Here is a 7173-nt window from a genome sequence, read left to right as displayed (position 1 = left end):
AGGCATATCGCGCTTACGTGACCCTCGGCCTGGAGCAGGCGGTCCCCGTCGTTTCGGGCGACATCGCCGCAGACCTTGTGGCGCCGTGGCGGACTCCCCGACGGGCCACTCTGTACGCGCAGCGCGGCGCCGACTTCTCCGCCATCGGCCTCACGCCCAGCGATGCCTCGGTGTCGACGTTGACCCTCGTGCTAGCCGAGGATCCCGGCGTGTGGCCGATCTCGAAGCCTCCGGTTCTGATTGAGATGCGCGGCCATGGCGAGGTCGCGAGAGCCAACGCGTTCCAAGTGCTTTACGACCTGTCGCGCAGCCCGGGCCCTGACGCTGGCGAAACACTGCAAGCCTGGCGTACCTGGATGATCGAGTCAGGCACGGTGCTGTGACCGCCCTTCGGCTCAGCGCAACATCTCAAGCTGAGGAAGCTGGTTTTCTTGCGATGCGCGATCTCGCGGCTGTGGCTGACGACATAGGCATCGAGTACCGGCTCGTCGGCGGGCAAATGGTGCGGCTGCACGTCGCTCTCGCCGACGTACCAGAGCCGGTCGCAAGGATCACGCAGGACGCTGACATGGGGGTCGCAGCGACGTCTGCACGGCATCCGGCGCTGGTCCCGGGCTCGAGGCGCTCGGATATACCAGACCAGGCGCGTCCAACCGATTCATCCGGACAACGGACGACGACCTGCGTCTTGTCATCGACGTGCTCGCCCCGGCTTGGGGCCGGCGCCTCATTCCGAACCAGCAGTACGGCGACATCATGCTCGATGAGATTCCTGGCTTGTCCTTGGCACTGGCTCGTCCCGGCGAGCAGATCGACCTCACCGTGACGATGCTCGGTGGCACTGCCGTGTCATTTTCGACCGTGATTCCCGACATCAACTCAGCCCTGTGCCTGAAGGCGCTCGGCTGGTCAAGCCGGTTGGCGGCAAAGGATGCAGTCGACGTCTGGCGACTGTTGCGTGCGCACCGGCAGCGCATTCCGAAATCCATCGAGTGGCGCGACTCTGGCGTTCAGGGCGATGCCGTGGCGATCCTCCGCGGCGCCTTCGCCCGACCGGCAGGTGGTGGCGTCCGCGCTGCGACGACGGATCGCGCCGAACAGGCCGAGATCCGAGCCCTGACGCTTGCCGTTCTACGAACCTGACACACTGCGCCAAGCCGGAATTGACATGGTTTAACTTTCGCCTTGATCGGCCTCCCGGATGCCGGACCGGATCAACTGGTCCACACACCGATGCATGACACGACGCATCGCAGTACTGGCGGCGGTGTCGCCGCCGTCGGTCTACGTTGGGACGCTGACCCGGGTCCGGGCCAGGGTGGTGAATCCGGCGGACTGAAGGTTTGCCCAGCTGCGGAAACCGTCGCTAGGAGAGCCGACCGCGCTCGTCGACGACGTACACCGGCGCCGACGGCGCCAGCTCGGCGACGGCCGCGGCGCCGTCCGGATCGGCGTCAGCACCTGGCGACAGCACCACGGCGGCCTCCAGGCCCGGCGCCCCGGACGAGATCGCCATCGCCACCGCCACCTGCAGCGCGGACAGCCGCAGCGAGGGCAGCGCCACGGTCGCGGCGGCGTAGGTCCGGCCGTCGGTGTCCCGGACGGCGGCGCCCTGGGCGGCGCCGGTGCGAGCCCGGGTGGCGCGGGCCAGGGTCACCAGCTTCGCGTCCTCACCCTGCAACGAGCCGCCCTGCGACGAGCCGCCCTGCGACGAGCCACCCGGCGCCTCAGGCATCGGAGTCCTCCTGCTCCGCCGGCTCCTCCAGCCGGCGGGCCAGCACCGTGTCGATCCGGTTGCGGCGGCCGCCGACGCTCTCGGCGGTGAGTTGCAGGCCGTAGGCGGTGGCCGACGAGCCGGCGATCGGCACCCGGCCCAGCAGCTGCGCCAGCAGGCCACCGACGGTCTCGACGTCATCGCCTCGGGGAAGCTCGACCCCGAACAGCTCGCCGAGGTCCTCGACCGGCAGCCGGGCGGTCAGCCGCAGCGAACCGTCCTCCAGCTCCTCCACCGGCGGACGCTCGACGTCGTACTCGTCGCGGATCTCGCCGACGATCTCCTCCAGGATGTCCTCGATCGTCACCAGGCCGGCGGTGCCGCCGTACTCGTCGATCACGATGGCCAGGTGGGAGTAGTTGGCCTGCATCTCACGCAGCAACTCATCCACCGGCTTGGACTCCGGAACGAAGGTGGGCGGGCGCATCACCTCGTCGAGCTTGGTCTGGCGGGCCCGTTCCTGGTCCTGGGCGCGACGCACCAGATCCTTGAGGTAGACCACGCCCACGATGTCATCGACGTTGTCGGCCACCACCGGGATCCGGCTGAAGCCGGACCGCAGCGCCAGTGCCAGGGCCTGCGGCACGGTCTTGGTGCTCTCGATCCACACCACCTCGGTGCGCGGCACCATCACCTCGCGGGCGATCGTGTCGCCGAGGTCGAAGACCGACTGGATCATCTCCCGCTCACCGCGCTCGACGACCCCGCGCGACTCGGCGAGGTTCACCAGCTCGCGGATCTCGACCTCGGAGGAGAACGGGCCGTCCCGCAGCCCCTTGCCGGGGGTGATGGCATTGCCCAGCAGGATCAGCAGCGAGGCGAGCGGGCCGAAGATCCGCCCCAGCAGCAGCACCGGCGCGGCGCCGACCAGGGCCACCGGATAGGCGTGCTGGCGGCCCAGCGTGCGCGGGCCGACCCCGATCAGGACGTAGGAGATCACCACCATCACCGCCACCGTGAGCAGCACCACCGGCCAGGTGGTGCCCCACTCGGAGGTGGCCACCACGGTGGCGAACACGGTGGCGGTGAGCTCGGCGGCGACCCGCAGCAGCAGGATCAGGTTTGTGTGCCGGGCGCGGTCGGCAAGCACCCGGGACAGTGACACCGCGCCCCGCCGGTGCTCGCGGACGAACTCCTCCTCGACCCGGGCGACCGACACCCGGGCCAGCGCGGCGTCGACCGCGGCGAGCGCTCCCGCGGCTGGCACCAGCAGCAGAGCCAGCACCAGCAGCACCAGATAGATGCCGGTCATGCCGACTCACTCATGCCGACTCACTCATGCCGACTCACTCATGCCATTGACTCGCTCATGCCAGAGCCCTAGCCGCGTTTCTCACCGGCGGTGCCCGGCAACGGCGTCCGGACCGGGCCCCGGCCGGTGGCCTCGGCCCAACCGGTCACCAGCCGGGACTGCAGTTCGAACATCTCGCGCTCCTCCTCCGGCTCGTCATGGTCATAGCCGAGCAGGTGCAGCACGCCGTGGGTGGTCAGCAGGAACAGTTCGGCGTCGGTGCTGTGACCGGCGGCCGCGGCCTGCCTGGCGGCCACCGACGGGCACAGGATCACATCGCCCAGCAGTGACGGGCCGGGGTCGGTCTCCAAACCCGGCTTGTCGTCCAGGGTGTCCATCGGGAAGGCCATCACGTCGGTCGGGCCGTCCAGGCCCAGCCACTGCTTGTGCAGTGTCGACATCGCCGCCTCGTCGACCACCAGGATGGACAACTCCGCCAACGGGTTGATCCCGAGCGAGTCCAGGACGTGCCGGGCGACCAGGCCGATCGCCCGCTCGTCCACGCTGGCGCCCGATTCGTTGTTGATCTCGATGCTCATCCGGCTGCACCGCTGACCGGGCCGGTGCTCGGCACGGGGGTCCCCCTGCTGGCTCGCCGGCGCTCGCCGCGGTGCCCGGTCATCCGGCTCCGGCGCACTAGATCGCGTCGTCGTACTTGGAGTAGGCCTCGACGATGTTGCCGACGAGCTGGTGCCGTACGACGTCCTTGGCGTCAAGGTAGGCGAACTCGATATCCTCGACGTCGCTGAGGATGTCGCGGACCACCCGGAGCCCGGACTTGGTGCCGTTGGGCAGGTCGACCTGGGTGATGTCGCCGGTGACCACGATCTTCGAGCCGAACCCGAGCCGGGTCAGGAACATCTTCATCTGCTCCGGCGTGGTGTTCTGCGCCTCGTCCAGGATCACGAAGGCGTCGTTGAGGGTCCGCCCGCGCATGTAGGCAAGCGGCGCGACCTCGATGGTGCCGGCCTGCAGCAGCCGCGGGACGGATTCGGGGTCGAGCATGTCGTGCAGGGCGTCCATCAGCGGGCGCAGGTACGGGTCGATCTTGTCGTTCAGGGTGCCGGGCAGGAAGCCCAGCCGCTCACCGGCCTCGACCGCCGGCCGGGTCAGGATGATCCGGTTGACCCGCTTGGCCTGCAGCGCCTGCACCGCCTTGGCGACGGCCAGGTAGGTCTTGCCGGTACCGGCGGGGCCGATGCCGAAGACGATGGTGTGCTCGTCGATCGCGTCGACGTAGCGCTTCTGGTTCACCGTCTTGGGTCGGATGTTCTTGCCGCGCCGGGACAGGATGTTCAGGCTGAGCACCTCGGCCGGGCGCTGCTCGGTGTCGGCTTGCAGGATGCCGAGCGTGCGGCCCACCGAGTCCGGAGTCAGGTCGTGTCCGGACTGCATAAGTTGAACCAACTCCTCGAAGAGCCTGATGGCCAGCGCATTGTCGCCGGGTTCACCGGTCACCGTGATCTCGTTGCCGCGCACGTGGATCTCTGAGTCCAGCCGCGCTTCCATGAGCTTCAACAGCTCGTCGCGCGGTCCAAGCAGGCCCACCATCGACAGCTTCCCGGGCACCACGAACGGAGTCTGGACTCGCTGGCGTGGCCGTGCAGGGGTCGGTTCCGACAAGTGCTTCTGCGCTGCTTTCTTTCTTCTGGGCGAGGCTGCGGACGAGCTGACTGCTTCAGTTTACCCGTCCGTCGCCCTAACCAACCCGCTGATATGCACCGTCTATTCCTGTCCGGTCCGGATGCCGGCCGCGCGGGTCAGCCCGGCGGCCAGGTCAGGTCGCGCCCGCCGAGCACGTGGGCGTGGGCGTGAAAGACCGACTGGCCGGCGCCGGCGCCGGTATTGAACACCGTCCGGTAGGCGGACAGGCCCAGGTGCCGGGCGACTGCCCCGATCCCGGCGACCACCGCGGCGGCCGTGCCCGGGTCGGCGCCCAGCTCACCGATGTCGGCGACGTGCCGCTTGGGCAGCACCAGGACGTGCACCGGCGCCTTCGGGTCGATGTCCTCGACGGCAAGCCAGCCGTCGTCCTCGAGCACCACGGTGGCCGGGACGTCACGGGCGATGATCTTGCAGAACAGGCAGTCGTCCATGACCAGACGCTAGCGCGAGGGAGCTCGCACCGGCCAACCGGCGCGCCCAGCCCCACGTGCGCCCAGCCGCACCGGCGCGCCCAGGCCCAACGCACGCTCAGCCCCACCGGCCGGCCCGCACCGACAGCACGGCCAGCGCCGCGGCGCCGGCCGTCGAGGTCCGCAGCACCTCGCCTCCCAGGCGCACCGGCCAGCCGCCGTGCTCGCCGAACAGCGCCAGCTCGGCCGGTGACAGCCCGCCCTCGGGACCGACCACCAGCAGGACCTCGCCGTCGGCGGGCACCTCGACCCGGCTCAGCGGCTGATCGGCGCCCGATTGCAGCAGCAGCGCCAGCCGGGCGCCGGTGATCCGGCGGGCGACCTCGTCGCTGCCGGCCAGCTCGGCCACCGCCGGGATCCAGGCCCGCCGGCTCTGCTTGGCCGCCGCCTGGGCCACCCGCTGCCACTTGGCAACCCCCCGGGCCACCCGGTCGCCCTTCCACTGGCTGATCGCCCGGTCCGCTGACCACGGCACGATCTCGTCCACGCCGAGCTCGGTGAGCAGCTCCACCGCCAGCTCCGCCCGTTCCCCCTTCGGTAGCGCCTGGACCACCACCAGCCGGGGTTCGGGACGCGGCAGCCTGCGCCGGGTGACCACCTGGAAGACCACCCGGTCGGGGGCCACCCGCCCGGTGCGGGCCTCGGCCAGGCCGCCGTGCCCGTCGGCCAGCAGCGCCGGCTCCCCCACCGCCAGCCGCTTCACGGTGGCGGCGTGGTGCGCCTCGGCGCCGGTGAGCACGATCGTGTCGCCGTTGCCGAGGTCGGGAATCAGGAAGAGTGGCGGCGTCATGGCAGGACGGGTGCCTCGTCAGGTCGTTGCGGCAGGTCGAGTGGCTCAGCGGGTGCCGAAGGCGTCGCGCATCTTGGAGAACAGGCCGCCCCGGCTGCCGCCGACGCTGATGTCCTCGTTGCGCAGCTCCGCCAGCTGGCGCAGCAGCTTCTCCTGCGCGTCGTCCAGCCGGGTGGGGGTGCGCACCTCGACGTGGACGTGCAGGTCGCCCCGGGTGGTGCTGCGCAACCGGGGGACGCCCTTGCCGCGCAGCGTGATCACCGACCCCGACTGGGTTCCCGGCCGGATCTCGACCCGCTCCTCGGCGTCCAGGGTGGTCAGGGTCAGCTCGGTGCCCAGCGCCGCGGCGGTCATCGGCACCGCCAGCGTGCAGTGCAGGTCCGAGCCCTCCCGGACGAACATCTCGTGCGGCTGCTCGGTGACCTCGATGTAGAGATCACCGGCCGGGCCGCCGCCCGGGCCGACCTCGCCCTGGCCGGTCATCCGGATCCGCATGCCGTCCTCGATGCCGCCCGGGACGTCGACGTTGATGGACCGGCGGGCCCGCACCCGGCCCTCGCCGGCACAGTCCGGGCACGGCGACGGGATCTGCTGGCCGGTGCCGCCGCAGGCCGGGCACGACCGGGTGGTCATCACCGGCCCCAGCATCGAGCGCTGCATCGACTGGACCTCGCCCCGGCCGGCGCAGGTGTCACAGGTCCGCGGCTTGGTGCCGGGGGCGCAACCGTTGCCGTGGCAGGTCCGGCAGGTGACCGCCGTCTCGACGGCGATGTCCTTCTGCACGCCGAAGGCCATCTCGGCCATGCTCAGCTCGATCCGCAGCAGCGCGTCGGCGCCCTGGCGAACCCGGCTGCGCGGCCCGCGGGTACCGCCCGCGGCGCCTCCGAAGAAGGTCTCGAAGATGTCGCCGAAGCCGCCGAAGCCGGCCCCGAACGGGTTGCCGCCGCCCGCGCCGCCCGCGGGCGCCAGCGGATCGCCACCGAGGTCGACGATCCGCCGCTTCTCCGGGTCCGACAGCACCTCGTAGGCGGCGCTGACCTCGGCGAAGCGCTCCTGCGCCGCGGCGTCCGGGTTGACGTCGGGGTGCAGCTCGCGGGCGAGCCGGCGGTACGCCCGCTTGATCTCGTCGGGCCCGGCGTCGCGACCGACGCCCAGGATCCCGTAGTAGTCCCGTGCCACCCTG

At 70.7% G+C, this 7173-nt stretch carries 8 protein-coding genes and 1 pseudogene; 2 read left to right on the top strand and 7 right to left on the bottom strand.

What is annotated here, in order from left to right:
- Both VF542_RS05875 and VF542_RS05870 read left to right on the top strand, forming a co-directional pair.
- Positions 1-383: pseudogene (locus VF542_RS05875) on the top strand (hypothetical protein); the annotation flags it as partial.
- 316 nt (positions 384-699) lie between these two features.
- On the top strand, positions 700-1143 hold the full coding sequence (locus tag VF542_RS05870) for a hypothetical protein (RefSeq protein WP_408650767.1): 444 nt from the start codon (positions 700-702) through the stop codon (positions 1141-1143).
- Between the two features lie 223 nt (positions 1144-1366).
- Here the strand turns inward: VF542_RS05870 and VF542_RS05865 are convergent, their stop codons facing one another.
- The 7 genes from VF542_RS05865 to dnaJ all read right to left on the bottom strand — a co-directional run bounded on the left by VF542_RS05865 (position 1367) and on the right by dnaJ (position 7169).
- Positions 1367-1735 carry a cytidine deaminase gene (locus VF542_RS05865; RefSeq protein ID WP_408650766.1) on the bottom strand — a complete coding sequence of 123 codons (369 nt, stop codon included), beginning with the start codon at positions 1733-1735 and terminating at the stop codon, positions 1367-1369.
- The gene (locus VF542_RS05860; RefSeq protein WP_408650765.1) at positions 1728-3026 is read right to left on the bottom strand and encodes a hemolysin family protein; all 1299 of its coding nucleotides are present in this window, start codon (positions 3024-3026) and stop codon (positions 1728-1730) included. The genes VF542_RS05865 and VF542_RS05860 overlap by 8 nt, the downstream gene beginning before the upstream one ends.
- A gap of 68 nt (positions 3027-3094) precedes the next feature.
- The gene (gene ybeY, locus VF542_RS05855; RefSeq protein ID WP_408650764.1) at positions 3095-3604 is read right to left on the bottom strand and encodes an rRNA maturation RNase YbeY; all 510 of its coding nucleotides are present in this window, start codon (positions 3602-3604) and stop codon (positions 3095-3097) included.
- A gap of 97 nt (positions 3605-3701) precedes the next feature.
- The gene (locus VF542_RS05850; RefSeq protein ID WP_408650763.1) at positions 3702-4688 is read right to left on the bottom strand and encodes a PhoH family protein; all 987 of its coding nucleotides are present in this window, start codon (positions 4686-4688) and stop codon (positions 3702-3704) included.
- A 137-nt stretch (positions 4689-4825) separates the two neighbouring features.
- Positions 4826-5161 (bottom strand): HIT domain-containing protein, encoded by a 336-nt coding sequence (locus VF542_RS05845; protein WP_408650762.1) that lies wholly within the window; start codon positions 5159-5161, stop codon positions 4826-4828.
- A gap of 97 nt (positions 5162-5258) precedes the next feature.
- Positions 5259-5990: a 16S rRNA (uracil(1498)-N(3))-methyltransferase gene (locus VF542_RS05840; RefSeq protein ID WP_408650761.1), complete on the bottom strand. Its 732-nt coding sequence runs from the start codon at positions 5988-5990 to the stop codon at positions 5259-5261.
- 45 nt (positions 5991-6035) lie between these two features.
- The gene (gene dnaJ / locus VF542_RS05835; RefSeq protein WP_408650768.1) at positions 6036-7169 is read right to left on the bottom strand and encodes a molecular chaperone DnaJ; all 1134 of its coding nucleotides are present in this window, start codon (positions 7167-7169) and stop codon (positions 6036-6038) included.
- Positions 7170-7173: the final 4 nt, after the last annotated feature.

This window comes from Jatrophihabitans sp. (assembly GCF_036389215.1).
GTDB lineage: Bacteria > Actinomycetota > Actinomycetes > Mycobacteriales > Jatrophihabitantaceae > Jatrophihabitans_A.
This window is presented reverse-complemented; position numbering and strand designations above follow the sequence as displayed.

Bases quoted from the DNA above. Each gene is read 5' to 3' on its own strand.
- VF542_RS05865 (WP_408650766.1), bottom strand. From the start codon at position 1,735: ATGCCTGAGGCGCCGGGTGGCTCGTCGCAGGGCGGCTCGTCGCAGGGC.
- VF542_RS05860 (WP_408650765.1), bottom strand. From the start codon at position 3,026: ATGACCGGCATCTATCTGGTGCTGCTGGTGCTGGCTCTGCTGCTGGTG.
- ybeY (WP_408650764.1), bottom strand. From the start codon at position 3,604: ATGAGCATCGAGATCAACAACGAATCGGGCGCCAGCGTGGACGAGCGG.
- VF542_RS05845 (WP_408650762.1), bottom strand. From the start codon at position 5,161: ATGGACGACTGCCTGTTCTGCAAGATCATCGCCCGTGACGTCCCGGCC.
- VF542_RS05840 (WP_408650761.1), bottom strand. From the start codon at position 5,990: ATGACGCCGCCACTCTTCCTGATTCCCGACCTCGGCAACGGCGACACG.